Origin of the sequence: Pseudorhodoferax aquiterrae, from assembly GCF_014652235.1 — a bacterium.
Classification (GTDB): Bacteria; Pseudomonadota; Gammaproteobacteria; order Burkholderiales; family Burkholderiaceae_C; genus Pseudorhodoferax; species Pseudorhodoferax aquiterrae.
The window spans coordinates 456,322-479,916 of record NZ_BMYK01000002.1 but is presented as its reverse complement, the minus strand read 5'-3'; the positions used below and the strand labels follow the sequence as shown (position 1 = coordinate 479,916).

General features: G+C 69.3%; 21 protein-coding genes. 15 read left to right on the top strand and 6 right to left on the bottom strand.

Annotation, left to right across the window (positions count from 1 at the left end; translation table 11 throughout):
* The first annotated feature begins 11 nt into the window (after window positions 1–11).
* From IE209_RS04935 to IE209_RS04900, 8 genes are all read left to right on the top strand, one after another.
* Window positions 12–1,343, top strand: a complete 1,332-nt coding sequence (locus tag IE209_RS04935) for an HlyD family secretion protein (RefSeq protein WP_189685840.1) — start codon at window positions 12–14, stop codon at window positions 1,341–1,343.
* 21 nt (window positions 1,344–1,364) lie between these two features.
* On the top strand, window positions 1,365–2,924 hold the full coding sequence (locus IE209_RS04930; protein ID WP_189685839.1) for a DHA2 family efflux MFS transporter permease subunit: 1,560 nt from the start codon (window positions 1,365–1,367) through the stop codon (window positions 2,922–2,924).
* Between the two features lie 207 nt (window positions 2,925–3,131).
* The gene (locus IE209_RS04925) at window positions 3,132–3,902 is read left to right on the top strand and encodes an ABC transporter ATP-binding protein (RefSeq protein WP_189685838.1); all 771 of its coding nucleotides are present in this window, start codon (window positions 3,132–3,134) and stop codon (window positions 3,900–3,902) included.
* Window positions 3,902–4,612 carry an ABC transporter ATP-binding protein gene (locus tag IE209_RS04920; RefSeq protein ID WP_189685837.1) on the top strand — a complete coding sequence of 237 codons (711 nt, stop codon included), beginning with the start codon at window positions 3,902–3,904 and terminating at the stop codon, window positions 4,610–4,612. The genes IE209_RS04925 and IE209_RS04920 overlap by 1 nt, the downstream gene beginning before the upstream one ends.
* A 35-nt stretch (window positions 4,613–4,647) precedes the next feature.
* Window positions 4,648–5,835 carry an ABC transporter substrate-binding protein gene (locus IE209_RS04915; protein ID WP_189685836.1) on the top strand — a complete coding sequence of 396 codons (1,188 nt, stop codon included), beginning with the start codon at window positions 4,648–4,650 and terminating at the stop codon, window positions 5,833–5,835.
* 40 nt (window positions 5,836–5,875) lie between these two features.
* Entirely contained in the window at window positions 5,876–7,069 is a 1,194-nt protein-coding gene (locus tag IE209_RS04910) for an ABC transporter substrate-binding protein (RefSeq protein ID WP_189685835.1), read from the top strand.
* Window positions 7,070–7,081: 12 nt separating this feature from the next.
* Window positions 7,082–7,957, top strand: a complete 876-nt coding sequence (locus IE209_RS04905) for a branched-chain amino acid ABC transporter permease (RefSeq protein ID WP_189685834.1) — start codon at window positions 7,082–7,084, stop codon at window positions 7,955–7,957.
* Window positions 7,954–8,931, top strand: coding sequence for a branched-chain amino acid ABC transporter permease (locus IE209_RS04900; RefSeq protein WP_189685833.1), 978 nt, complete (start codon window positions 7,954–7,956; stop codon window positions 8,929–8,931). Before IE209_RS04905 ends, IE209_RS04900 begins: the two co-directional genes overlap by 4 nt.
* 9 nt (window positions 8,932–8,940) lie before the next feature.
* Here the strand turns inward: IE209_RS04900 and IE209_RS04895 are convergent, their stop codons facing one another.
* The 5 genes from IE209_RS04895 to gntR form a co-directional block, all read right to left on the bottom strand.
* A complete protein-coding gene (locus IE209_RS04895) occupies window positions 8,941–10,014 on the bottom strand; it encodes a lipocalin-like domain-containing protein (RefSeq protein WP_189685832.1) in 1,074 nt (357 codons plus the stop codon).
* 22 nt (window positions 10,015–10,036) lie between these two features.
* On the bottom strand, window positions 10,037–10,489 hold the full coding sequence (locus IE209_RS04890) for an SH3 domain-containing protein (protein ID WP_189685831.1): 453 nt from the start codon (window positions 10,487–10,489) through the stop codon (window positions 10,037–10,039).
* A gap of 41 nt (window positions 10,490–10,530) precedes the next feature.
* Window positions 10,531–11,664 (bottom strand): 3-deoxy-7-phosphoheptulonate synthase, encoded by a 1,134-nt coding sequence (locus IE209_RS04885; RefSeq protein WP_189685830.1) that lies wholly within the window; start codon window positions 11,662–11,664, stop codon window positions 10,531–10,533.
* A 43-nt stretch (window positions 11,665–11,707) separates the two neighbouring features.
* Window positions 11,708–13,633 (bottom strand): methyl-accepting chemotaxis protein, encoded by a 1,926-nt coding sequence (locus IE209_RS04880; RefSeq protein WP_189685829.1) that lies wholly within the window; start codon window positions 13,631–13,633, stop codon window positions 11,708–11,710.
* Between the two features lie 124 nt (window positions 13,634–13,757).
* Window positions 13,758–14,783 carry an HTH-type transcriptional regulator GntR gene (gene gntR / locus IE209_RS04875; RefSeq protein WP_189685828.1) on the bottom strand — a complete coding sequence of 342 codons (1,026 nt, stop codon included), beginning with the start codon at window positions 14,781–14,783 and terminating at the stop codon, window positions 13,758–13,760.
* Between the two features lie 171 nt (window positions 14,784–14,954).
* On the opposite strand from gntR, the gene IE209_RS04870 reads away from it, so the two are divergent.
* From IE209_RS04870 to IE209_RS04855, 4 genes are read left to right on the top strand one after another with little or no spacing between them, the layout of a single operon-like run.
* A complete protein-coding gene (locus IE209_RS04870; RefSeq protein ID WP_229882691.1) occupies window positions 14,955–15,464 on the top strand; it encodes a gluconokinase in 510 nt (169 codons plus the stop codon).
* Window positions 15,437–15,961 carry a TRAP transporter small permease gene (locus IE209_RS04865; RefSeq protein WP_189685827.1) on the top strand — a complete coding sequence of 175 codons (525 nt, stop codon included), beginning with the start codon at window positions 15,437–15,439 and terminating at the stop codon, window positions 15,959–15,961. Before IE209_RS04870 ends, IE209_RS04865 begins: the two co-directional genes overlap by 28 nt.
* The gene (locus IE209_RS04860) at window positions 15,958–17,250 is read left to right on the top strand and encodes a TRAP transporter large permease (RefSeq protein WP_189685826.1); all 1,293 of its coding nucleotides are present in this window, start codon (window positions 15,958–15,960) and stop codon (window positions 17,248–17,250) included. Before IE209_RS04865 ends, IE209_RS04860 begins: the two co-directional genes overlap by 4 nt.
* Before the next feature lie 35 nt (window positions 17,251–17,285).
* Window positions 17,286–18,302 (top strand): TRAP transporter substrate-binding protein, encoded by a 1,017-nt coding sequence (locus IE209_RS04855; protein ID WP_189685825.1) that lies wholly within the window; start codon window positions 17,286–17,288, stop codon window positions 18,300–18,302.
* 37 nt (window positions 18,303–18,339) lie between these two features.
* On the opposite strand, the gene argH is transcribed toward IE209_RS04855, so the two are convergent.
* A complete protein-coding gene (gene argH / locus IE209_RS04850; protein WP_189685824.1) occupies window positions 18,340–19,755 on the bottom strand; it encodes an argininosuccinate lyase in 1,416 nt (471 codons plus the stop codon).
* A gap of 94 nt (window positions 19,756–19,849) precedes the next feature.
* On the opposite strand from argH, the gene IE209_RS04845 reads away from it, so the two are divergent.
* From IE209_RS04845 to IE209_RS04835, 3 genes are all read left to right on the top strand, one after another.
* Window positions 19,850–20,899: a sensor histidine kinase gene (locus IE209_RS04845; RefSeq protein WP_189685823.1), complete on the top strand. Its 1,050-nt coding sequence runs from the start codon at window positions 19,850–19,852 to the stop codon at window positions 20,897–20,899.
* Window positions 20,900–20,924: 25 nt separating this feature from the next.
* Entirely contained in the window at window positions 20,925–21,665 is a 741-nt protein-coding gene (locus IE209_RS04840; protein WP_189685822.1) for a LytR/AlgR family response regulator transcription factor, read from the top strand.
* A 102-nt stretch (window positions 21,666–21,767) separates the two neighbouring features.
* Window positions 21,768–23,591, top strand: a complete 1,824-nt coding sequence (locus IE209_RS04835) for a methyl-accepting chemotaxis protein (RefSeq protein WP_189685821.1) — start codon at window positions 21,768–21,770, stop codon at window positions 23,589–23,591.
* The last annotated feature ends 4 nt before the right edge of the window (window positions 23,592–23,595 follow it).

Genomic DNA, 23,595 nt, shown 5'->3' with positions numbered 1-23,595 from the left:
ACCCGATCACCATGAACACCACCACAACACCCGCCGCTGCTTCCGAACCCGCTGCCCCGAACAAGCGCAAGAAGGCCTTGACCGCCATCGCCGCGGTCGTCGTCGTCGCCGGCCTGGGCCTGGCCGCCTACGAATGGCTGGTCGCCAGCCACTACGAGGAGACCGACAACGCCTACGTGCAGGGCAACCTCGTGCAGATCACGCCGCAGATCGGCGGCACCGTGATGGCCATCCTGGCCGACGACACCGACCGCGTGCAGGCCGGCCAGCCGCTGGTGCAGCTGGACCCGGCCGACGGCCGCGTCGCGCTGGAGCAGGCCGAGGCCCAGCTCGCCCAGACCGTGCGCCAGGTGCGCACGCTGTACGCCAACAACGGCGCGCTCGGCGCCCAGGTTTCGCTGCGCGATGCCGACGTGGTGCGGGCACGCACCGAGATCGGCCGCGCCCAGAGCGAGGTGGCGCGCGCCAACGACGACCTGAACCGGCGCCAGGCGCTGTCCGGCAACGGCGCGGTCTCGCGCGAAGAACTGCACCATGCCCAGACCACGCTGGCCAGCGCCAAGAGCGCGCTGGCGGCGGCCGAGGCCGGCGTGCAGTCGGCCCAGGCCGCGGCCGCGGCCGCGCGCGAACAGCTGGCCAGCAACCAGTCCATGACCGAAGGCACGAGCGTGGAGCAGCACCCCAGCGTGCTGGCCGCCGCGGCCAAGGTGCGCGAAGCCTGGCTGGCCACGCAGCGCGCGGCGCTGCCGGCGCCGGTCTCGGGTTATGTCGCCAAGCGCAGCGTGCAGCTGGGCCAGCGCGTGGCCGCGGGCACGCCGCTGATGTCGGTGGTGCCGCTGGACCAGCTCTGGGTGGACGCCAATTTCAAGGAAGTGCAGTTGCGCAACATCCGCCTCGGCCAGCCCGTCAAGCTGACGGCGGACGTGTACGGCAAGAAGGTCGAGTACAAGGGCACCGTCCAGGGCCTGGGCGTGGGCACGGGGGCCGCCTTCGCACTGCTGCCGGCGCAGAACGCCACCGGCAACTGGATCAAGGTGGTGCAGCGCGTGCCCGTGCGCATTGCGCTCGACCCGCAGCAACTGGCGGCCAACCCGCTGCGCGTGGGCCTGTCCATGGACGTGACCGTGGACATCACGCACAAGGACGGCCCCACGCTGGCCGAAGCCCCGCGCAGCGCGCCGCTGGCCGCCACGGCCGTGTACGCGGCCGACGCACGCGGCGCCGACGAGCAGGTGCGCCGCGTGATTGCGGCCAACGTCGGGCCCGCCGCGCGCGCCCAGGCGCCGGTGGCGCGCGCGCCCGCCCGTGCCACGTCCCTGCAGACGGCCCAGGCCGCCCACTGAGGACGGCAGGCCCGCTGCGCCATGAGCACCGCTTCCTTCGTCCGCCCGCCACCACTGCAGGGCAGCGCCCGCATGTGGGGCACGGTCGCGCTGTCGGCCGCGACCTTCATGAACGTGCTGGACACGTCCATCGCCAACGTCTCGCTGCCGGCCATCGCCGGCGACCTGGGCGTGAGTCCCAACCAGGGCACCTGGGTCATCACCAGCTTCGCCGTCGCCAACGCGATCGCCGTGCCGCTCACGGGCTGGCTGTCGCAGCGCTTCGGCCAGGTGCGCCTGTTCGTGGCCAGCGTGTTGCTGTTCGTGCTGGCCTCCTGGGCCTGCGGCCTGGCGCCCACCATGCCCATGCTGATCGCGCTGCGGGCGGTGCAGGGCTTCGTCGCCGGGCCCATGATCCCGCTGTCGCAGTCGTTGCTGCTGGCGAGCTACCCACCCGCGCTCGCCGGAACCGCGATGGCCATGTGGGCCATGACCACACTGGTCGCGCCCGTGATGGGGCCGTTGCTGGGCGGCTGGATCACGGACAACATGTCCTGGCCCTGGATCTTCTACATCAACGTGCCGGTGGGCCTGCTCGCGGCGTTCGGGGCCTGGCGCATCTACACCAGCCGCGAAAGCCAGACGCGCAAGCTGCCGATCGATGCCACCGGCCTGGCGCTGCTCGTGGTCTGGATCGCTTCGCTGCAGATGATGCTGGACCTGGGCAAGGAGTACGACTGGTTCCACTCCGACCTCATCGTGGGCCTGGGCGTGGTGTTCCTGATCGCCTTCGCGGTGTTCCTGGTCTGGGAGCTCACGGCCGACCATCCCGTGGTGGACCTGCGGCTGTTCGCGCGGCGCAACTTCTGGGGCGGTACGCTGGCCACCTCGGTCGCCTACGGGCTGTTCTTCGGCAACGTGGTGCTGCTGCCGCTGTGGCTGCAGCAGTACATGGGCTACACCGCCACCGATGCCGGTCTGGTTACCGCGCCCGTGGGCCTGATGGCCATCATCCTCTCGCCCATCGTCGGCAGGACGGTGGCCAAGGTCGACCCGCGCCGCTACGTGACCTTCGCCTTCCTGACCTTCGGCCTCGTGCTGTGGATGCGTTCGCGCTTCTCCACGCAGGCCGACATGTTCACCATCCTCGTGCCCACCGTGATCCAGGGCGTCGCGATGGCCTTCTTCTTCATTCCGCTGACCACGATCACGCTGTCGGGCATCACGCCGGACCGCATTCCCGCGGCATCCGGTTTGTCGAACTTCGCGCGCATCACGGCGGGCGCCATCGGCACCTCGGTCGCCACCACGGTCTGGGAGAACCGCGCGGCCCTGCACCATGCGCAACTGGTCGAGTACGTGCAGCGCGGCAGCGAGGCCACGCAGCAGGCGCTGCAGGTCTACCGCAACGCGGGCATGAACGCCGACCAGGCGCTCGCGCAGCTCAACCGCGTGGTCGACCAGCAGGCCTTCATGCTCGCGGCCAACGACGTGTTCTATGCCTCGGCGGCCTTGTTCATGCTGCTGATTCCGCTGGTCTGGCTCACCCGTCCGCAACGCGGTGGCGCCGGCGGCGCGGAGGCCGCTGCAGGCGCGCACTGAGCGCGTTCTGTCAGCTTCGCGTCAAGCTTGCCGGCCGGGCGACAAAGCCCGGCCGCTTTGCCTAATCTCTGGGCAATATCGCAGTGCAGCATTGGCGTTTGTCCTAGTGCTTTGCACAGATGTCGCCGCATACAGTGCGCCGCAGTGCAAGGCCGGCAACGGCCGTGCGAACGAACCAACGCGGCAACGGCGGAAGGCTAGGCGAAATTGGCGGACATCATTCTGCAAACCAGGGACCTCACGAAAGAGTTCAAGGGCTTCACTGCCGTCAGCAAGGTCAACCTCGCGGTCCAACGCGGCAGCATCCATGCGCTGATCGGTCCCAACGGTGCCGGCAAGACCACCTGCTTCAACCTGCTCACCAAGTTCCTCGAACCGACCACGGGGACCATCACCTTCAACGGCCACGACATCACGCGTGAGCAGCCGGCGCAGATCGCGCGGCGCGGCGTGATCCGCTCGTTCCAGATCTCGGCCGTGTTCCCGCACCTCACACTGCTGGAGAACGTGCGCCTGGGCCTGCAGCGCAAGCTGGGCTGGTCGTTCCACTTCTGGAAGAGCGAGAAGCAGCTGGACCGTCTCAACGGCCAGGCCGTGGCCCTGCTCGACCAGGTCGGCCTGGCCGACATGGCGAACGAGGTCACCGTGAACCTGCCCTACGGCCGCAAGCGCGCGCTGGAGATCGCCACGACGCTGGCGATGGAGCCCGAACTCATGCTGCTGGACGAACCCACGCAGGGCATGGGCCACGAGGACGTGGACCGCGTCGCGCAGCTCATCAAGAAAGTCAGCCAGGGCCGCACCATCCTCATGGTCGAACACAACATGGGCGTGGTCTCCACCATCGCCGACACCATCACGGTGCTGCAGCGCGGTGCCGTGCTGGCCGAGGGGCCCTACGCCGAGGTCTCGCGCAACCGCCAGGTCATGGAGGCCTACATGGGCACCGTCGACGGCGAACTGCAAGGGGCGCATTGATGTCCGTACCGGCACTGGAAATCAAGGGACTGCAGGCCTGGTACGGCGAATCGCATGTGCTGCATGGCGTGGACATGGTGGTGCACCCCGGCGAGGTCGTCACGCTGCTGGGCCGCAACGGTGCGGGCCGCACCTCCACCATGCGTGCCGTGCTGGGCCTGACGGGCCGGCGCGAGGGCTCGGTGCGCATCCACGGCACCGAAACCATCGGCTTGGCCACGCACCGCATCGCGCACCTCGGCGTGGGCTACTGCCCCGAAGAGCGCGGCATCTTCGCCAGCCTCTCGTGTGAGGAGAACCTGCTGCTGCCGCCCGCGCTCAAGGGCATGGGCGCCGGCATGTCGCTGGACGAGATCTACACCATGTTCCCCAACCTGGCCGAGCGCCGCAACAGCCAGGGAACCCGGCTGTCGGGCGGCGAGCAGCAGATGCTGGCCGTGGCGCGCATCCTGCGCACGGGCGCCAAGCTGCTGCTGCTCGACGAGATTTCCGAGGGCCTGGCGCCCGTGATCGTGCAGGCGCTTGCGCGCATGATCACCACGCTGCGCACCAAGGGCTACACGGTGGTCATGGTCGAGCAGAACTTCCGCTTCGCCGCGCCCCTGGCCGACCGTTTCTACGTGATGGAGCACGGCCGCATGGTGGAGCATTTCGCCGCGGCCGAGCTCGAACAGAAGATGCCCGTGCTGCACGAGTTGCTGGGCGTTTGACGCCGGCACCGATCACCATTTCCAAGGAGACTGCCATGAACCGTACCCTGACCACGCTGTGCCTGGCGCTTGCTGCCGCGGGCTTTGCCACCGGTGCCGCCGCCCAGGTCAAGATCGGCCTGATCACCGACATGTCCAGCCTGTACTCCGACGTGGAGGGCAAGAACGGCGCGACGGCGATCCAGATGGCCATCGACGACTTCGGCGGCAAGGTGCTGGGCCAGCCCATCGAGCTCATGACGGCCGACCACCAGAACAAGGCCGACATCGCCGCCAGCAAGGCGCGCGAGTGGATCGACACGGCCGGCCTGACCATGGTCTTCGGCGGCACCAACTCGGGCACGGCGCTGGCCATGGCCAAGGTGGCGCAGGAGAAGAAGCGCGTCTACTTCAACAACGGCGCGGCCACCTCGGCGCTGACCAACGAGCAGTGCAGCCCCTACACCGTGCACTACGCCTACGACACCGTGGCGCTGGCCAAGGGCACGGGTGCGGCGGTGGTCGATGCCGGCGGCAAGAGCTGGTTCTTCCTGACGGCCGACTACGCCTTCGGCCACGCGCTGGAGGCCGACACCACGCGCGTCGTCAAGGAGAAGGGCGGCACCGTGGTGGGCGCCGTGCGCACGCCGCTGAACGCGTCCGACTTTTCGTCCTTCCTGCTGCAGGCGCAGAACTCCAAGGCGCAGATCCTGGGCCTGGCCAATGCGGGCGGCGACACGATCAACTCGATCAAGGCGGCACGCGAATTCGGCATCAACAAGACCATGAAGACCGCCGGCCTGCTGGTGTTCCTGTCGGACATCCACAGCCTGGGCCTGCGCAACACCGAGGGCCTGCTGCACACCACCAGCTGGTACTGGGACCTCAACGACCAGACGCGCGCCTTCGCCAAGAAGTTCTTCGACAAGACCAAGCGCATGCCCACCGACATCCAGGCCGCCGACTACTCCGCCACCACGACCTACCTCAAGGCCGTGCAGGCGGCCGGCAGCGTGGATGCCGACAAGGTCATGGAGCAGCTCAAGAAGACCCCCGTCAACGACTTCTTCGGCAAGGGCCAGATCCGCGCCGACGGCCGCTTCGTGCACGACATGTACCTGGTCGAGGTCAAGTCGACCAAGGAATCCAGCAAGCCCTGGGACTACCTCAAGGTCATCAAGACCCTGCCGGGCGAGCAGGTGTTCACGACCAAGGCCGAGACCAAGTGCGCGCTCTGGAAGTGAGCGCCGTTCCCTGTTCCATTCTTCGATTCCGAGATTGCATATGACTGCCAAGTTCCCGCTCTCCGCCCTGGTGTTGGCGACCTTGTTCGCCACCGGCGCGGCACAGGCCCAGGACAAGGTCCGCATCGGCTTCGTCACCGACATGTCCAGCCTGTACGCCGACGTGGACGGCAAGGGCGGCGCCACGGCGATCCAGATGGCGATCGACGACTTCGGCGGCAAGGTCAACGGCCTGCCCATCGAGCTGCTGACCGCCGACCACCAGAACAAGGCCGACATCGCCGCCAGCAAGGCGCGCGAGTGGATGGACACGCAGAACCTGTCCATGCTGGTCGGCGGCACGACCTCGTCGGCCGGCCTGGCCATGGCCAAGGTCGCGCAGGAGAAAAAGCGCGTCTACATCGTCAACGGTGCGGGCAGCTCGGCGCTGACCAACGAGCAGTGCAGCCCCTACACCGTGCACTACGCCTACGACACCGTGGCGCTGGCCAAGGGCACGGGCAGCGCGGTCATCGCGCGCGGCGACAAGAACTGGTTCTTCCTGACCGCGGACTACGCCTTCGGCGCTGCGCTGGAAGCCGACGCATCCCGGGTCGTCAAGGAAAAGGGCGGCACGGTGCTGGGCAGCGTCAAGCACCCGCTGAACGCGTCGGACTTCTCCTCCTTCCTGCTGCAGGCGCAGAACTCCAAGGCCCAGGTGCTGGCGCTGGCCAATGCCGGCGGCGACACGCAGAACGCGCTCAAGGCGGCCAAGGAGTTCGGCATCGACAAGACCATGAAGATGGTCGGCCTGCTGGTCTTCGTGACCGACGTGCACAGCCTGGGCCTGAAGAGCACCTCCGGCCTGCTGCTGACCACCAGCTGGGACTGGAACCTGGACGACAAGACGCGCGCCTTCGGCAAGAAGTTCTTCGAGAAGACCAAGCGCATGCCGACCGACATCCAGGCCGCCAACTACTCGGCCACGACGACCTACCTGAAGGCCGTGCAGGCGACCAAGACGCTGGATGCCGACAAGATCATGGAGTACATCAAGAAGACGCCGATCGACGACTTCTACGCCAAGGGCGTGGTGCGCCCGGATGGACGCTTCGTGCACGACATGTACCTCATGCAGGTCAAGACGCCGGCCGAGTCCACCCAGCCTTGGGACTACTACAAGGTCGTCACCAAGCTCAAGGGCGACGAGGTCTTCACGACCAAGGCCGAGTCCAAGTGCGCGCTCTGGAAGTGATCTGACCGTTTCATGACGATTTCTCTGCCCGCCCTGCTGAGCCAGCTGCTGCTGGGCCTGGTCAACGGCTCGTTCTACGCGATCCTGAGCCTGGGCCTGGCGGTGATCTTCGGCCTGCTCAACGTCATCAACTTCGCGCACGGCGCGCTGTTCATGATGGGCGCCATCGTGACCTGGATGGCGATGAACTACTTCGAGATCAGCTACTGGGTCATGCTCGTCGCCGCGCCGCTCATCGTGGGCGTGTTCGGCGTGCTGATCGAGCGGCTGCTGCTGCGCTGGATCTACAAGCTCGACCATCTCTACGGCCTCTTGCTCACGCTGGGCCTCACGCTGCTGATCGAGGGCGCGTTCCGCTCGGTCTACGGCGTCTCGGGCCTGTCCTACGACACGCCGGACGCGCTGACCGGCGCGACCGACCTGGGCTTCATGATGCTGCCCAACTACCGCGCCTGGGTGGTCGTGGCTTCGCTCGTGGTGTGCCTGGCAACCTGGTTCCTGATCGAGAAGACGCGCATCGGCGCCTACCTGCGCGCCGGCACCGAGAACCCGCGCCTGGTCGAAGCCTTCGGCGTCAACGTGCCGCTCATGATCACGCTGACCTACGGCTTCGGCGTCGCGCTCGCGGCGCTGGCCGGCGTGCTGGCCGCGCCCGTGATCCAGGTCTCGCCGCTGATGGGGCAGAACCTCATCATCGTGGTCTTCGCCGTGGTCGTGATCGGCGGCATGGGCTCCATCATGGGCTCCATCCTCACGGGGCTGGGCCTGGGCGTCATCGAAGGGCTGACCAAGGTGTTCTATCCGGAGGCTTCGTCGACGGTGGTCTTCATCATCATGGCCATCGTGCTGCTGATCCGTCCCGCGGGTCTGTTCGGGAAAGAGAAATGAGCAAGAGCTCCATCGGCTACGGCCTGTTGCTGCTGGCGCTGGTCGCCGCCCCCTTCGTGGGCGCCTACCCGGTCTTCATGATGAAGCTGCTGTGCTTCGCGCTGTTCGCCTCGGCCTTCAACCTGCTGCTGGGTTACACAGGCCTGCTGTCGTTCGGCCACGCCGCCTTCCTGGGCGGCTCGGCCTACATCGCCGGCCACGCCATGAAGGTCTGGGGCCTGACACCCGAGATCGGCCTGGTGCTGGGCACGGCCACGGGCGCACTGCTGGGCTTGCTGTTCGGCCTTCTGGCGATCCGGCGCCAGGGCATCTACTTCTCGATGATCACGCTGGCGCTCGCGCAGATGGTGTTCTTCGTCGCGCTGCAGGCCAAGTTCACGGGCGGCGAGGACGGCCTGCAGGGCGTGCCGCGCGGCAAGCTGTTCGGCGTGCTGTCCTTGCAGAGCGACCTGGCCATGTACTTCGTGACGCTGGTGATCGTGGTGGCGGCCTTCGCGCTGATCGTGCGCACCATCCACTCGCCGTTCGGCCAGGTCTTGAAAGGCATCAAGGAGAACGAGCCGCGGGCGGTTTCGCTGGGCTACGACACGCACCGCTTCAAGCTGCTGGCCTTCGTGCTGTCGGCCGCGCTGGCCGGGCTGGCCGGCTCGCTGAAGACGCTGGTGCTGGGCTTCGCCACACTGACCGACGTGCACTGGACGGCCTCGGGCGGCGTGATCCTGATGACGCTGGTGGGTGGCCTGGGCACGCTGTCGGGCCCGCTGGTCGGCGCAGCCGTCGTGATCCTGCTGGAGAACAAGATCGGCGAGATGGGCCATGGCCTGGCTTCGCTGACCGGCATCGAGTGGTTCACCACGCTGGGCGAGTCCGTGACCATGGTCACGGGCCTGATCTTCGTCGTCTGCGTGCTGGCCTTCCGCCGCGGCATCATGGGCGAGATCATCGCGCTGCTGCAGCGCGCCAAGAAGACCTGAGGGCGGGGGCTACAGCCGCAGCCGCTGCGCGTAGCCCGTCATCTCGAGGTAGCCGCGGCCGACCAGGCGGCCCTGCGCGTCGAGCAGATCCGACAGACCCTCCCAGTAGATCGCGCCGGTGGAGCCGCGGCTGTCGAGCTCCTGCGCATCGAGCAGCGCGCGCACGGTGAAGACACCGGCCGGCGTGTCCACCTGCCACTCGACCGGATAGCGCGCCTGGCTGCTCGCGCTGCTCCACCACCGCCGCGGCGTGAAGCGCACCTCGGCCTGGCCGAAGATGCGCGCGGGCTGGCCCGCTGCGCGGAACGAGCCGCCGTCCCACAGGCCCGAGCCATCGGCACGGCGCAGGTGGAAGGCCGTCAGCGCCCCGCCGTCGAACAGGTTCATGCCGATCCAGTCCCAGCCCACGGCCTCGGGATGCATGAGCGCCTCGCTCCATTCATGGTCCAGCCAGGCGCGGCTGCGCAGGCTGGGTTCGGCCGGCTGCGCATCGATGGCGAAGCGCCGGCCCTGCAGCACCAGCGTGCCATCGACGGCCAGCTGCGGCACGCTGTAGTAGTAGCTGGCCTGTGCAGGGTCGGGCCCCTTGCGCGACAGGCCGGCCCGGCCCTGCAGCAGCAAGGGCTGGGTTTCGGAGAAGCGCAGGTGCAGGCCGAAGTCCTGCGCCGGCAGTTCGGTCGTGAGCGTGCCGTCGGGTGCGCGCAGCAGCTGCCAGTCCTGCAGCTTCACGCCGGTATCGGTTTCGCTGGCCTCTGCGATGCCGAAGCCGGCGCGCGCGATGCGCTGGTCGTGCCAGAGCTTCTTGCCTTCCAGGTCGGTGATGGCGGCATGCGCGAACAGCAACTGCCGGGCCGCGAAACGCGAACGCAGCGCTTGCGCGGCGTCCACGCGCGAGCGGAAGAAGGTCAGCTGGAAACCGAACAGGCGGCCGGCGCTGCTGGCCTGGCCCGTGATGTACCACCACTCGGTGCGCAGGTCGGGGTGGCTGCCCAGGTCGCGCGGGAACTGCAGCGTCAGCGGCGGCAGGGCGTGGGCACGGTGGGCTGCGGCCAGGGCGGCAAGCAGGAGGGTGCGGCGGTGCATCACCGCACGATACACAAGTGGGCTATCCGCCCCACAGCAGCCGGCCGGCGACCCAGCCGCGTTGCCCGCCTTCGCGCTGCACCTGCACCCAGTCGCCGCGGCGCGCGAGGCGCTGCACGATCTCGCCACGCTCGATCTTTCCAAGCAGCTTGCCACCCGTGCGCGGCTGCGCGCGCAGGTTGGCGACGGAGGCGCGCACGACCTTGTGCGTGGCTTTGCCCGTGAGGCTGCGGTGCACCCAGCCCGTGTCGCGCTCGAAGTCGCGCACCTGCAGCCATTCGCCGCGGCGGGCCACCACCTGCAGGGGGTAGCCGCGGCTCAGCGACCATTGCACGGCGTGCTGGGTGCCGGGGCCCGAGCGCATGTTGGCCTCGCGCGCCGTGATGCTCACGTACTGCTGCGCCCAGGCGCCGAAGGATTGCAGCGCGAGGACTGCGACGAAGATGCGGAGAACAATGGGGAATGCAAAGGACATGGCACAGGGGGAGGACCTGTGCACACCAAAGTTCCCGGTTGTTACATCTTCGCCGGGCCGCCGGAGCGCCGCTGCCGCACCGCCTCCGCCAGCTGCCGCAGCACCGGCTCGGTCTGCGCCCAGCCGATGCAGGCGTCCGTGACCGACACGCCGTAGCGCAGCGGCTCGCCGGGCTTCAAGTCCTGCCGGCCTTCCTCCAGGTGGCTCTCGATCATGAGGCCCGTGATGCGGCGCTCGCCGGCCGCGATGCGGCGCGCCACGTCCTCGGCCACGACGATCTGGCGTGCGTGCTGTTTGGACGAGTTGGCGTGCGAGCAGTCCACCATGAGCTGCTCGCGCAGGCCGGCCTTCTTGAGCACGGCGCAGGCCGCATCCACATGCTCGGCCTCGTAGTTGGGCCCCTTGTTGCCGCCGCGCAGGATCACGTGGCAGTCCGGGTTGCCGCGCGTCTCGAAGATGGCGGCCTGGCCCATCTTGGTCATGCCCATGAAGGCATGCGGCGCGCGCGCCGCGACCATGGCGTCGGCGGCGATCTGCACGCCGCCGTCGGTGCCGTTCTTGAAGCCGATCGGGCAGCTCGAGCCCGAGGCCAGCTGGCGGTGGCTCTGGCTCTCGGTGGTGCGCGCGCCGATGGCACCCCAGGCGATCAGGTCGGCGATGTACTGCGGGCTCAGCAGGTCCAGGAACTCGTTGCCGGTGGGCAGGCCCAGGGCACCGATCTCCAGCAGCAGCTCGCGCGCCTTGCGCAGGCCCTCGTTGATGCGGAAGCTGCCATCGAGCCGCGGGTCGTTGATGTAACCCTTCCAGCCCACCGTGGTGCGCGGCTTCTCGAAGTACACGCGCATGACCAGCAGCAGCTCCTTCTCGACCTTGGGCTGCAGCGCTTTCAGATGCTGGGCGTAGGCCATGGCCTGGCCATGGTCGTGGATGGAGCAGGGGCCGGTGACCACCACCAGCCGGTCGTCGCGGCCGTGCAGGATGTCGGCGATCGCCAGCCGGCTCTGCTCGACCAGGGTCTGCACGGCCGGTGGCACGGGCAGCTCGTCGAGCAGCAGTGCTGGCGAGATCAGCGGGCGCACGGCCGAGATGCGCACGTCGTCGATGCGCGTGGTGTCCTGCGTGCTGTCGCGCGCGCCGGCTTCCTGGTCGTGGGTGGGGTCGTCGATACGGGTCATGGGGCGGGCCTGTCGTGTTGCGGTGGCGGGAGGGCAGCGCCGCTCAGAGCCGGAAATTGGCAACCTGCTGAACCAGGCGGCCGGCCTGGTCGCGCAGGCTTTCGGCCGCGGCGGTGCTTTGCTCCACAAGGGCCGCATTTTGCTGTGTGCTCTGGTCCAGCTGCGCCACGGCCTGGTTGATCTGTTGCACGCCCTGCGCCTGCTGGCGCGCGGCCGCGGCGATCTCGGTGATCAGGCCGGACACGCGGCCCACGCTGTCCAGGATCTCGCCCATGGCGCGTCCCGCTTCCTCGGCGCGGGCCGCGCCATCCTGCACCTGTTGCCCGCTGGAGGTGATCAAGGCCTTGATCTGCTTGGCGGCCTCGGCACTGCGCTGCGCCAGCTGCCGCACTTCGCTGGCCACCACGGCGAAGCCCCGACCCTGCTCGCCGGCGCGTGCGGCCTCGACCGCGGCGTTCAGCGCGAGGATGTTGGTCTGGAAGGCGATGGAGTCGATGGTGTTGGTGATTTCGCCGATGGCGCCGCTGGCCTCGCGGATCTGCGCCATCGTGCCCACGACCTGCTGCACCGTGCGGTGCCCTTGCTGCACGGACTGGTTGGACGCCTGCACCAGCTGGCTGCCCTGGGCCGCGGCGTCTGCCGTCTGGTTCATCGACGACGTGAGCTGCTCCAGCGCGCTGGCGGTTTCCTCCAGCTGGCTGGCCGACTGCTCGGTGCGCTGTGCCAGGTCGCGGCTGCCTGCGCTGACCTCGGCGCTGGCCGTGTCCACGCCCTCGCTGACGGCGCGCACTTCGGTGATGGTGTGCGCCAGCTGCTGGCGCATGCTGTCCACGCCCTCGGCCAGCAGGCCCAGGTCGTCGCGCCGGGTGCTGGACGCGGCCCGCGACAGGTCACCGCCCGCGATGGCGGCCAGCTGCGCATTGAGCTGCAGCAAGGGCTGGCCGACCATGCGGCGCAGCAGCAGCGTGACGCCCAGGCCCGTCAGCACCACGGCCGCCAGCATCAGCCCCCAGAGCCAGGCCAGCGTGGCGTTGTGGGCGGCCAGGGCCTGCGCCCGCGAAGCCTCGGCCACCACCCACCAGCCGGTGGCCTGGCTGCGCGCCGCGACGGCGATGGGGTCGGTGCGGGCCGGGTCCTGCACCGCCGGCTGCCCCTGCAGTACACCCTGGGGTGCCGCAGGCAGGGCGGTCAGCAGTGCCTCGGCCCGGGCCGGGGGCAGCAGTTCGGCCAGCTTGCGGCCCTTGGCGCTGGGATGTGCCAGCAGCAGCGCATCGGCCGGCGTGCGGCCGGGGTCGAGCAGGTACATGCCACCGTCCCCCAGAAAGCGCTTTTCTTCGCTGAGCGCGACCAGTTCCTGGCGCAGGCCCTGCATGTTGAAGCCGATGAACAGGATGCCCACCACCTGGCCCGCGGCGTCGCGCACGGGCTGGTAGCGCGACATGTAGGGCACGCCGAACAACTGGGCCATGCCCACGTAGCTCTCGCCGGCCAGCATGCGCGCGTAGGCCGGATGCTGCAGGCCCAGCAGCGTGTCGACAGCGCGCGTGCCGTCCTGTTTGGTCAGCGAGGTGGCCACGCGCAGGAAATCGTCGCCTTTGCGCGCGAAGATCGTCGCCACGCCGCCGGTGGTGCGCGCGAAGCGGTCGACCCGCTCGAAGTCGCCCGCCAGCGGCTTGCCGTCCAGCATCAACTGGCCCGGCCCGGGCAACGTGAACGCGCCGCGGTACTCCGTGCCGAACACCTCGTACAGCTTCTGGGCCGAATCGCGCGCGGTGCGGTCCAGCGCGTCGGCGATGCGGGCGACCGCACCGGCCTCGCTGGCCATGTAGTCCAGCGTGCGCTGGTAGGCCTGCTGGGTCAGCACCCAGGACAGCACGCCGCAGATGGCGACCAGCATGGCCGCGACGGCACTGCTGGCCAGCAGGGAGACGCGGCGCGCAATCGTGGTGCGGGAAGATGTCGTCGACATGGCTGCCCCTTGGTTGTAGCCCGCGCGGGACCGGGCCCGGATCGGAGCCGCGAGTGTAGGAGCCTTGCCTGGCCGCGGCCGCGGCGCAAACCCGTACGGCGGCCAGGTACTCGGCTCGGCGCCCTCAGGTGCTGGCGCGCACCACCAGTTCGAAGCCCAGGTCCACGGTGTGGCTGGGCGGGCGGCCGCCCTGCATCAGCGTCAGCAGCATGTCGGCGCCGGCGCTACCGATCTCCGCGCGCGGCGTGCGCACGGAAGTCAGCGGCGGCAGCATCTGATCGTTGCCGGTCAGGTCATTGAACCCGGCAATGGCCACCTTGCGCGGCACCGCGATGCGCAGCCGCATGGCGGCCAGCAGCGCGCCCTGGGCCAGGTCGTCGTTGCAGAAGAACACCGCGTCCACCGCGGGCCGGTGCGCCGCGATCTGCTCGAACAGCAGGGCGCCCAGCGCCAGCGAGGAGGGCGCGGGGTTGCGCCACTCCAGCACCGGGTCGTACAGGCCGGCCTGCGTCAGCGCCGCGCGCCAGCCCGACAGGCGCTGCAGCGTGCGCGCGTCCAGTTGCGCCGCCGCGAACGCGATGCGCCGGCGGCCGCGTTCGAGCAGATGGCGCGTCATCGCAGCGGCGGCATCGGCCTGGCCGAAGCCCACGCTGTGGACCCCAGGATCGGTCGAGGTCTCCATCAGGTGCACGCAGGGCACGCCGCTGTTGGCGATCAGCGCGCGCGTGGCGGGCGTGCGTTCCAGCCCCGTCACCAACAGGCCGGCGGGGCGGTGCAGCAAATGCTCGCGCAGCAATTGCTCCTCCTCGTTGGCGTCGTAGTGGGTGATGCCGATCAGCGTCTGGTAGCCGGCCGGGCGCAGCCGCCGCTGGATCGCCTCGACCATGTCCACGAACAGGGCGTTGGACAGCATGGGGATCAGCACCGCCACGTGGGTGCTGCGGCGCGAGGCCAGCGCGCGGGCTGCGGGGTCGGGCACGTAGCCGAGCTTGAGCGCGGCGGCGCGCACGCGCTCGACTAGTTCGGGCGCCACCGCGCGCTCGCCGCGCAGCGCGCGCGACACGGTGATCGGGCTCACGCCCGCCGCATGGGCGACATCGTCCAGGGTCACCCGACCTGTGGAGCGCGCGCGGGGGACGGAACTGGCCATGGGCCGCGGAGCATACGCGAACGCCGACCCAGGGTTATCCCTTGGATGGCATTGCCAGTTTCTTCATTAGGATAGCGCTGTCCAAAGACTTGGAGACGCTTTGTCGCTTGCGTGACAGCGGAGTTGTTTTCTGGGTCTTTCTTTTTGGTTTTTTGGGATAGCGCTGTCCAAATGATTGACGGATTGGTGGTGATGGGGGTGGCCGGTTGCGGCAAGTCCAGCCTGGGGGCGCTGGTCGCGCAGTCCGAGGGGGCGGTGCTGATCGAGGGCGACAGCTTCCACAGCGAGGCCAGCCGCCACAAGATGAGCCAGGGCATCGCGCTGACCGATGCGGACCGCCAGGGCTGGCTGGCCACGCTGGGCGAGCAACTGGCCGCCCATGCCGGGCGCGGCGTGGTGCTGACCTGCTCGGCCTTGCGGCGGGCCTACCGCGAGCGGTTGCGCCAGGCCCTGCCGGGCCTGCGCTTCGCCTACCTGGACATCGCGCGCGACGACGCGCTGGCCCGCGTGCAGGCGCGCGCCGCCACGCATTTCTTTTCCTCCTCGCTGGTAGACAGCCAGTTCGCCACGCTGGAGGTGCCGACCGGCGAGCCCGGCGTGCTGCGGCTGGACGCCATGGCGCCGCTCGCACAACTTCAACAAGAGATCCATGCATGGCTGAGCCAACCCCTGACGCACTGACCGCCGACGCTCCGGCGAGCGGCATCGAGCGCTTTTTCTACCGTGTGATGGCGGCCTGCCTGGGCGTGATGGCCGTGGTGGTGTTCCTGAACGTGGTGCTGCGCTACGGTTTCGGCGGCGGCGTGGCCGCCAGCGAGGAGCTCTCGCGCCTGCTGTTCATCTGGGTGGTGTTCATCGGCGCCACGCTGGCCTACCGCAGCGGCGAGCACATGGCCTTCACGGGCCTGGTGGGCCTGCTGCGCGGCCGGCCGCTGGCATTCCGCGCCGCCACCGTCGTGATCCGCCTGCTGGTGCTGCTGGCCTGCGTGCTGCTCGCCCGCGGCGCCTGGCAGCAGGTGCTGGTGGGGCTGGACAGCCATTCCGTCGTGCTCGGCTACTCCACGGCCTTGCAGCCGCTGCCGGCACTGCTGTGCGCGGTCGCCATCGGCGCCATGGCCTGCACCGAACTGCTGCGCGGCACCCCGTTGCAGCTGGGCCATGGCGGAGACATCGAATGAGCCCGGAAGCACTGGCCTTCGTGGTCTTCACCGTCGGCATGCTCGTGCTGATGGGCATCGGCATGAACATGGGCCTGGCCCTGGTGCTGACCGGCGCCGGCATGGCCTGGGCGCTGGACTTCTGGGATACGCAGCTGCTGGCGCAGAACCTGGTGGCCGGCGTGGACAGCTTCCCGCTGCTGGCCGTGCCCTTCTTCATCCTGGCCGGCGAGCTCATGAACGCGGGCGGCATCAGCCGGCGCATCATCGACATGGCCCAGGCCTGGGTCGGCCACATCCGCGGCGGGCTGGGCTTCGTCGCGATCGGCGCGGCCGTGCTGATGGCCAGCATGAGCGGCTCGGCGCTGGCCGACACCGCGGCGCTTGCCACCATCCTGCTGCCCATGATGCGCCTGCAGGGCTATCCGATGAACACCTCGGCCGGGCTGATCGCCTCGGGCGGCATCATCGCCCCCATCATCCCGCCGTCGATGCCACTGATCATCTACGGCGTCACGACCAACACCTCGATCTCCGCGCTGTTCCTGGCCGGCATCGTGCCGGGCCTGATCATGGGCCTGGGCCTGATCGTCGCGTGGAAGCTCGTGCTGCGCCGGCTCGACCTGCCCGCCGGTGCCGCGCTGCCGCTGCGCGAGCGGCTGCGCACCACGGGCCGCGCCTTCTGGGCGCTGCTGATGCCGGTGATCATCATCGGCGGCATGAAGACCGGCGTGTTCACGCCGACCGAGGCCGCCGTGGTGGCCGCGTTCTATGCGCTGTTCGTCGCGCTCGTGGTGCACCGCGAGATGCGCCTGCGCGAGATCGAGGGCGTGCTCGTGCGCGCCGCCAAGACCACCGCCATCGTGATGTTCCTGTGCGCGGGCGCCCAGGTGGCCAGCTACATGATCACGCTGGCCGACCTGCCCGGCGTGCTGGGCAACTGGCTCGGCCCGCTGGTGGAGCAGCCGCGCCTGCTGATGCTCGTGATGATGCTGGTGCTGATCCTGATCGGCACGGCGCTGGACCTCACGCCCACCATCCTGATCCTGGCGCCTGTGATGCTGCCGATCGCCGTCAAGGCCGGCATCGACCCCGTGTATTTCGGCCTGATGTTCGTGCTGAACGGCACCATCGGCCTGATCACGCCGCCGGTGGGCACCGTGCTCAACGTGGTGGCCGGCGTGGGGCGCATGTCGCTCGTCGACGTGATCCGCGGCGTCAACCCCTTCCTCATCACGTACACGCTGATCCTGTTCACGTTCGTGCTGTTCCCCCAGCTCGTCATCGCGCCCATCGCGTGGTTCCGCTGACCAGCTTCCTGTTCGCTTCCGAAGGAGACTTCCCCATGCCATTCCTGCGCCGTTCCCTCGTTCTCGCCTGCGCCGCCGCCACGCTGGCCGCGTCCGGCATCGCCGCCGCCCAGGACATCAAGCCGCGCATCATCCGCTTCGGTTACGGCCTGAACGAGGACAGCAACCAGGGCCGCGCCGCCAAGGTCTTCGCCGAGGCGGTGCAAAAGGCCTCGGGCGGCAAGATGCGCGTGCGCGCCATCGGCGCCGCCGCGCTTGGCCCGGACACCCAGATGCAGCAGGCCCTGGTCGGCGGCGCGCAGGAGATGATGGTCGGCTCCACCGCCACGCTGGTCGGCATCACCAAGGAAATGGCGCTGTGGGACACGCCTTTCCTGTTCAACAACACCCGCGAGGCCGACGCCGTGCTGGACGGCCCGATCGGCCAGAAGGTGATGGACCAGTTGCAGGCCAAGGGACTGGTCGGCCTGGCCTACTGGGAGAACGGGTTCCGCAACCTGACCAACAGCACGCGGCCGGTCGCCAGGCTGGAAGACCTCGGCGGCATCAAGCTGCGTGTGATGCAGAACAACGTCTACCTGGACAGCTTCAAGCAGCTCGGTGCCAACGCCGTGCCGCTGCCCTTCTCCGAGCTGTTCAGCGCGCTGGAGACCAGGACCGTCGATGGCCAGGAAAACCCCTTCAACACCATCCTGTCCAGCAAGTTCTACGAGGTGCAGAAGTACCTCAGCGTGACCAACCACGTGTACAGCCCCTGGATCGTGCTGGTCAGCAAGAAGTGGTGGGACCAGCTCTCCAAGGACGAGCAGAAGGTGCTGCGTGACGCGGCGCTCGCCAGCCGCGACTTCGAGCGCAAGGACACGCGCGCCGAAGGCGCCAGGGCGCTGGCCGACCTCAAGGCCAAGGGCATGCAGATCAACGAGTTGCCGGCCAGCGAGGCCGCGCGCATGCGCGACAAGCTCACGCAGGTGAACGCAGGCATCGCCACCACGGTGGGCATGGACCTGTGGAACGAAACCCAGGCGGCCCTGGGCGCGCTGCGCAAGAAGTGACGCGATGCGGGGGCGCTGCGCGCAACGCCCCCTGTGCTCAGCCCAGCCGCGCGCGGTGCCGGGCGATCTGGGCCTGGACCTGGCTTGGCGCGGTGCCGCCCAGCGTGCTGCGCGCCTGCAGCGAACCGCGCAGGCTCATCACGTCGAACACGTCCTTCTCGATGGCCGGGTGGAAGCCCTGCAGCACCGTGAGCGGCAGCTCCGACAGGTCGCAGTTGTGCGAGGTGGCAGCCTTGACGGCATGTGCCACCGTCTCGTGCGCATCGCGGAAGGGCAGGCCCTTCTTGACCAGGTAGTCCGCCAGGTCGGTTGCCGTGGCGTAGCCGCGTGCAGCGGCCTGTTCCATGGCCTGTGGCATGACCGTGATGCCGCCCACCATCTCGGCGAAGATGCGCAGCGTGTCCTTCAAGGTGTCCACCGTGTCGAACAGCGGCTCCTTGTCTTCCTGGTTGTCCTTGTTGTAGGCCAGCGGCTGCCCCTTCATGAGCGTGATCAGGCCCATCAGGTGGCCGACCACGCGGCCCGTCTTGCCGCGCGCCAACTCCGGCACGTCCGGGTTCTTCTTCTGCGGCATGATGGAACTGCCGGTCGTGAAGCGGTCGGCGATCCGGATGAAGCCGAAGTTCTGGCTCATCCACAGGATCAGCTCCTCGCTGAAGCGGCTGATGTGCACCATGGCCAGGCTGGCAGCGGCCGTGAACTCGATCGCGAAGTCGCGGTCGCTCACCGCGTCCAGGCTGTTCTGGCAGACCGCGGGGTACCCGTCGATGTCCACCATGCCCAGCGTCCGGGCCACGCGCTCGCGGTCCAGCGGGTAGCTGGTGCCGGCCAGCGCGGCCGCGCCCAAGGGCAGGCGGTTGGTCCGGCGGCGCACGTCGGCCATGCGCTCGGCATCGCGCGCGAACATCTCCACGTAGGCCAGCATGTGGTGGCCGAAGCTCACGGGCTGGGCCACCTGCAGGTGCGTGAAGCCGGGCAGGATCACGTCTACGTTGCGCTCGGCGATGTCGAGCAGGGCCTTCTGCAGGTCCGTCAGCAGGCCCGAGATGAGGTCGATCTCGCCCCGCAGCCACAGGCGCACGTCGGTGGCGACCTGGTCGTTGCGGCTGCGGCCCGTGTGCAGGCGCTTGCCGGCGTCGCCCACCAGCTGCGTGAGCCGGGCCTCGATGTTCAGGTGCACGTCTTCCAGGTCGAGCTTCCACGCGAACTGGCCGGACTCGATCTCGGCCGTGATCTGCGCCATGCCCTTCTGAATGGCGGCCAGGTCGTCCGCGCCGATGACCTTCTGCGCCGCCAGCATCTCGGCATGGGCCAGGCTGCCGGCGATGTCGGCTTGCCACAGGCGCTTGTCGAAGAACACGCTGGAGGTGTAGCGCTTGACCAGATCGCTCATGGGCTCGGAGAACAGCGCGGACCACGCCTGGGATTTCTGGTCGAGTTGGTTGTGGGACATGGGATGCCGTGGGCTCAAGAGATGGGGGCGGGCGCCGGCGCGGCGTCGGGCGCGGAGTGGTGCACCATAATCGAACGCTCCCCGCAGCCTGCGCATGAAGGAGCCGCAAATTTTATCGACCTTCCAGGAGCCCGCCGCGCCGACCCCGCGCCGCCGTGCGCGCGGGCGCGCGAATGCGGTCCTGGTGTTCGATGCCTGCCAGCCCGGCGTGGTGTTGCGCGCCGTGTTGTTCGTGGAAACCGTGATGGCCGTGGGCGCCATGTTCGGCAGCAACAACCTGTGGCAATGGGCCGAGCGCCTGGCCCTGCTGACGGCCGGCGCCATGCCCGCCACCTTGCTGTGGCTGCTGGTGGCCTGCAGCCTCAAGCACCGGCTCGGCCGGCTCGGCCGCCAGGCGCATTACCCGGTGGGCGTGGTGCTGGGCGCGCTGGCAGGGCTGGTGGCCTGCGCGGTGCTGGCGGGCCTGGGGGTGGCGGCCGACCCGCCCTGGCTGGCCAGCGCGGTGACGGGGCTGCTGCTGTCGGTGCTGCTCGTGATCGGCCTGGGGCTGCGCGCGCGCGCGCGCACGCCGGCGGCCACGGCGGCGCGGCTGGCGGAACTGCAGGCGCGCATCCGCCCCCACTTCCTGTTCAACACGCTCAACAGTGCCATCGCCCTGGTGCGCGAGGAGCCGGCCAAGGCCGAGGCCTTGCTCGAAGACCTCTCGGACCTGTTCCACCACGTGCTCAAGGATCCCGGCGAATCGGTCACGCTGGGCGAGGAGATCGCGCTGGCCGAGCGCTACCTGGCCATCGAGCAGGTGCGCTTCGGCAGCCGGCTGCGCGTGCAGTGGTCCCTGGATCCCGCGGCCGACCAGGTGCGGCTGCCGCCGCTGCTGCTGCAGCCGCTGGTGGAGAACGCCGTCAAGCACGGCGTGGAACCCAGCGACAGGGGCGCGGACATCCGCATCGCCAGCGAGCGCCGCGGTGACACCGTGCGCATCACGGTCGTCAACACGGTGCCGGCCGGGCAGGGCGCCAGCGGCCATGGCGTGGCGCTGGACAATGTGCGCACCCGGCTCGGGCTGTTGCACGATGTGCGCGGCAGCTTCCGGGCCGGGCTGCGCTACGGGGTGTTCCGCGTGCGCATCGAGGTGCCGGCATGAACAACAACGAGGAACGGAGCAAGCCATGGCCTTGCGTGTGTTGATCGTCGACGACGAACCCCTGGCGCGCACGCGGCTGCGCACGCTGCTGGGCGACTGCCATGCGCCGGCGGCACTGGTCTGCGGCGAGGCCGGAAATGCCAGCGAGGCCATGGTGCTGCTGCAGCGCGAGCGCTTCGACCTCGCGCTGCTGGACATCCACATGCCCGGCAGCGACGGCCTGGTCCTGGCCAATACGCTGCGCGCGCTGCCCGCACCACCTGCCGTGGTGTTCGTGACGGCCTATGCCCAGCACGCGCTGCAGGCCTTCGACGTGGAAGCCATCGACTACCTGACCAAGCCGGTGCGGCTGCAGCGGCTGCAGCATGCGCTGCAGAAGGTCGAGCGCCTGCGCGGCCTGGCCGGCCAACCGGCAGAGGCGGACGCCGAAGCCTTCATCCTGATCCAGGACCGCGGCCGCACCGAACGCGTGCCGTTGGCGCAGATCCTGTACCTCAAGGCCGAGCTCAAGTACGTGACGGTGCGCACGCTGGCGCGCAGCTACATTCTGGACGGTGCGCTCAACGAGCTGGAGACGCGCCACCGCCAGCATTTCGTACGCGTGCACCGCAACGCGCTGGTGGCGCGCAAGGCCTTGCGCGCGCTGGAGAAGCACCACGACCCCGAGGAGGGCGAGGGCTGGGCGGTGCGCCTGCACGGCCTGGACGAGCCGCTGGCCGTCTCGCGCCGGCAACTGGCCGCCGTGCGAGAGGTGCTGGCCGGCTGATCCGGCACGATGGAAGGCGCTGTTTCGAGCGCCTTCGCCCCTAAACTCCGTGTGGATTAGCGCGCAAGACGCGCAAATTGGGCGCGGACGAGGGAATACGACATGAAGTGGAACGACATCGGAGTGGGACGCCGGCTGTGGCTGGTGGTGCTTGGGCTGCTGGTCGCCATGCTGGCGATCGCGGCCTGGGCCCAGGTCAATTCAGCCAACGTGATGGACAACGCGCTGCGCTCGGTCCTGGCCTACGAGGGCCGCATCTCCGACGCCATCCGCTGGCGCGGCATGACGGAGACCGCCACGACCATGGTCGAAGGCAACGCGTTGACCGCCGATCCGGCGATCGCCAAGCTCTACGACGGCCGGGTGAAGGGCTTGATCGCGCAGATCTCGGCGGTGCAGGAGCGCATCACCAAGGCGTCCACCACCGACGAGAGCAAGGCCGCGCTGCAGGCCATTGCCGACCAGCGCACGCGTGTACTGGCCTTGACCGCGCGCGTGGCCGAGGTGCGCAACAGCGGTGCCGATGTGCAGGCCTTCGTCGAACGCGACTTCCGCCCGGCCATCGACCTGTACCTCAAGGCGCTGGACAACTTCGTGACCGTGCAGGAAGGCCTGCGCGACCAGGCCCGCGCGGCGGCCGAGGACGCACGCCGCACGGGTTCGTTCACGGGCCTGGCCGCGATCGTCCTGGTGTTCCTGATCGGCATCGGCCTGACCGTGGCGCTGGTGCGTTCCATCGTGCGGCCGCTGGAGCGCGCACTGAAGGCGGCCGACGCCATCGCCAGCGGCGACCTCACGCAGCGCCTGGACGACCCGCGGCGCGACGAGTTCGGCCAACTCTTGCGCGCGTTGTCGGCCATGACCGAGCGGCTGCGTGGCCTGGTCAGCGAAGTGCGCAACGGCGTGGAGTCGGTGTCCACGGCCTCGACCGAAATCGCCAGCGGCAACCACGATCTGTCCGCGCGCACCGAGCAGACTGCGTCGAACCTGCAGCAGACGGCGGCCAGCATGGAAGAGCTGACCAGCACGGTGACGCAGTCGGCCGACACCGCGCGCCAGGCCAACCAGCTGGCCAGCACGGCCGCCCAGGCCGCGACCCAGGGCGGCGAGGTGGTGGGCCAGGTGGTGCGCAGCATGCAGGACATCAGCGAGGCCTCGCGCAAGATCGCCGACATCATCGGCACCATCGACGCCATCGCCTTCCAGACCAACATCCTGGCGCTCAACGCCGCGGTGGAAGCCGCCCGCGCCGGCGAACAGGGGCGCGGCTTCGCGGTCGTCGCCTCCGAGGTGCGCGCGCTGGCCGGGCGCTCGGCCGAGGCGGCCAAGGAGATCAAGGCCCTCATCAACGCCTCGGTGCAGACCGTGGAGACGGGCTCCGCCCAGGTCGAGCATGCCGGTGCCTCGATGCAGGAGATCGTCGCCAGCGTGCGCCGCGTGAGCGACCTGATCGGCGAGATCAGCGCCTCGTCCACCGAGCAGCGCGACGGCATCGCCCAGGTCAACCAGGCGGTCACGCAGCTGGACCAGATGACGCAGCAGAACGCCGCGCTCGTGGAGGAGTCGGCGGCCGCGGCATCGGGCCTGAAGGACCAGGCACAGCGGCTGTCCGAGGTGGTGGCCGTGTTCAACGTCGGCAGCGGCGCGGTGCAGACGCTGGCACCGCGTTCGGCGGTCGTGGCGGCCCCGGCCCCGGCCCCCGCGCCTGCGAAGCGGCCGGCGCCAGCGGTGGCGGCGCCCGCTGCCAAGCGCCTGGCGCCTGCACCCGCCGCCGTCCGCGCCCCGGCAGCGGCTGCGCCCAAGGCCGCACCCAAACCGGCGGCCAGGCCGGCCGCGCCCAAGACCCTGGCCGCCCCCGCGCGCACGCCGGCGCCCGCCAGGCCCAAGGCCGCTTCGGCCGAAGAGGGCGAGTGGGAGAGCTTCTGAGCCT